The 3,066-nt window shown below is 48.0% G+C and carries 3 protein-coding genes; all 3 read right to left on the bottom strand.

Features of this window, described 5'->3' with window-relative positions; all coding sequences use genetic code 11:
- On the bottom strand, nucleotides 1-1,309 hold a 1,309-nt coding region (gene hutU / locus LD39_RS09525), incomplete at its 3' end, for a urocanate hydratase (protein WP_035545572.1).
- The gene (hutH, locus tag LD39_RS09520; RefSeq protein ID WP_035545569.1) at nucleotides 1,293-2,834 is read right to left on the bottom strand and encodes a histidine ammonia-lyase; all 1,542 of its coding nucleotides are present in this window, start codon (nucleotides 2,832-2,834) and stop codon (nucleotides 1,293-1,295) included. The genes hutU and hutH, both read right to left, overlap by 17 nt.
- A 141-nt stretch (nucleotides 2,835-2,975) precedes the next feature.
- Nucleotides 2,976-3,066, bottom strand: a 91-nt coding sequence (locus LD39_RS22085) for a HutP family protein (RefSeq protein ID WP_304413575.1), incomplete at its 5' end; no start/stop codon positions are given.

The following is a 3,066-nucleotide window of genomic DNA, read 5'->3' as shown; positions in this document are numbered from 1 at the left end:
GGCCAATAACGACAGGAGCTTTCAATTCTCCTGTTCTCACCAGCTCATTGATCGCCAATCCCATTTTTGCCCGCTCTCCATATCCCAGCCAGCAAATTCTTGAAGGAAGCCCCTGGAATTGTACTTTTTCCTGCGCCATATCGATCCACCTGAGAAGCTTCTCGTTTTCAGGAAAAAGCTCCTTGATCAGCTGATCTGTCCGGTAAATATCCGCTGGATCTCCGGATAAAGCGGCCCAGCGGAAAGGCCCTTTCCCTTCGCAAAACAACGGCCGAATGTAAGCAGGCACAAAGCCTGGAAAATCGAATGCATTGTTAACTCCTTCATCTAAAGCGACCTGGCGGATATTATTGCCGTAATCAAAAACGATCGACCCCTTTTGTTGAAAAGCGAGCATCGCTTCTACGTGTTTCGCCATCGACTTAGAAGCTAAGTGTACATATCTGTCAGGGTTTTGCTGACGAAGCTCTGCAGCTTCTTCGAGCGAGTAACCTTCCGGGATGTACCCGTTCAATGGGTCATGAGCGGATGTCTGGTCTGTAACGACATCGATTTCCACCTCTCTCTTCAAAATTTCTTGGTGGAGTTCGGATGCATTTCCCAGCAAGGAGATCGAAAGGGGGTTGCCTTCGTGCTTCGCTTCCTTTGCCCATTGCAATGCTTCATCAATAGAGTCCGTCTTCCGATCACAGTATCCAGAGTCCAATCGTTTTTGAATCCGCTGCGGATCGACTTCGACCGCAATAACGACACCGCCATTCATCGTGACAGCTAACGGCTGGGCTCCTCCCATCCCGCCGAGGCCTGCCGTCAGTGTAATCGTACCTTTCAAAGTCCCCCCGAAATGTTTTTCAGCAAGAGAGGCGAACGTTTCATACGTTCCTTGTAAAATCCCTTGTGAGCCAATGTAAATCCAGCTCCCTGCAGTCATTTGGCCATACATCATTAACCCTTTCCGGTCGAGTTCATGAAAATGCTCCCAGTTCGCCCACTTTGGAACGAGCACAGAATTGGAGAGCAGCACTCGCGGAGCTGCTTCGTGCGTGCGGAACACACCCACCGGTTTTCCTGATTGCACCAACATCGTTTCGTCCTTTTTCAAGTTCTTCAATGTAGCGACGATGGCATCGAATGCTTCCCAGTTCCGCGCTGCTTTTCCAATGCCTCCATAAACAACGAGCTCTTCTGGTTTTTCTGCAACTTCAGGATCTAAGTTGTTGCAAAGCATCCGTAATACCGCTTCCTGCTCCCAGCCAAGGCATTCTAGCTCCGTGCCTGTTTTTGCTTTTATGCTACGCGTGATCGACATAATACCTTCCCCCTTGTGAATACGATTGCCACGCTTTCCATTCAAATTGATCCCCTTTTAACCAACGCGAGAGTCTTTCAATATCGTTTGAAAAAACTCGATCCTCCACAATGGATGGAACGACCGTCCGTGCTGCTTCCCATAGGCTTTTAGTGACGGGTGCTGCTTTTTCAACGCCTCGATACTCTAAAGCCTGCATGGCACAAATCAATTCAATCGCCAAAACTTTATAGGCATTTTCAATGATTATAGAAGCGTGTCGGGCGCCAATTGTCCCCATGCTCACATGATCTTCCTGGTTAGCCGATGAAGGAATGGAGTCCACGCTCGCCGGATGGGCAAGTGTTTTATTTTCAGAAACGAGAGATGCCGCTACATATTGCATGATCATAGCGCCTGACTGCACACCTGGGTCTACGCTGAGAAAAGCAGGCAGATCATTGAGCTGAGGATTTACCAGCCGCTCAACCCTACGCTCGGATATATTCGCAAGCTCACTGATTCCGATTTTTAAAAAGTCCATCGCCAAAGCAATCGGCTGCCCGTGGAAATTACCACCAGAAACGATGAGCCTTCCCTCATTCAATATCAGAGGGTTGTCGGTCGCTGCGTTCATTTCAATTTCGAGTTTGTCTTTCACGTAAGCGATGCTTTGCCATGTGGCCCCGTGGACTTGAGGAATACAGCGGAGCGAATAAGCATCCTGCACACGCTTTTCACCTTGATACGTCACCAAACGGCTGCCTGAAGTCATTTCCCTAACCCTTCTCGCGACTTCAATCTGTTCCGGATATCCACGTGCCTCATGGATGGCAGGGTGAAACGCATCGATGATTCCTTCCAGGGCTTCCAGTGACATGGAAGAAACCCAGTCACAAATGAGAGCTAATTGCTCCGCTTCGATATAATTGATCACACCGACAGCTGTCATCGCCTGAGTGCCGTTGATAAGTGCTAATCCTTCTTTCGCTTTTAATTGAATCGGTGTGAGTTGCAGCTTTTGATACACATGTTTCGTCGGATAAACGTTTCCTTCGTAATAGACTTCTCCTTCTCCCATAAGGACTAGCGCTAGATGAGATAACGGGGCCAAGTCCCCTGAAGCCCCGAGCGACCCTTGAGATGGGATCCTCGGATGGATTTTTAAATTGACCAGCTCACAAAGACGTTTTACGATTTCCTCACGTACCCCAGAGAACCCTTTAAGCAGGGCATTCATTCGAAGCACGACCATAGCCCGACTGACTCTTTCCGGGAATGGATCCCCGACGCCGCAAGCATGTGAACGAATCAGGTGGAGCTGAAGTGAATCAACTTCTTGATCCGGAATTCGGACATCACTTAACTTGCCAAATCCCGTGTTAATGCCATATACGGTATCGCCGTTCAAAACGATTTCCTCAACGGAGCGGCGGCTCGCACGGACTTTTTCCAAGCTCTCCGGTGCTATTTCCACAGTCTCGTGTTGAAAACAAATCTCTTTCATTTGATCAATGGTTAATTGATTTCCGTCTAAAACAACCATCTTTCTCCCCCTTTCTGTAGAAGTTGAATATTCACTATGGATGAAGTTTCAGGAGACATTCAGCTAAAAAAAGAGACGACAATGGCATACGAAATACCATTGTCGCCTCCTCATATCTTATGACTATAGGCCACATACTCTTTATATATGATTAATACCAAGTCCAAATGTCTCGTGTTCTAACCCTTTGACCGGCGCACCGATCGTTCCATAAAAAGCGACGGCAATCCAA

The organism is Halobacillus sp. BBL2006 (assembly GCF_000786645.1).
Classification (GTDB): Bacteria; Bacillota; Bacilli; order Bacillales; family Halobacillaceae; genus Halobacillus.
This window is presented reverse-complemented; position numbering and strand designations above follow the sequence as displayed.

What these genes read in the sequence shown, in the direction of transcription:
- hutH (WP_035545569.1), bottom strand. Translation starts at nt 2,834, where the DNA reads ATGGTTGTTTTAGACGGAAATCAATTAACCATTGATCAAATGAAAGAG.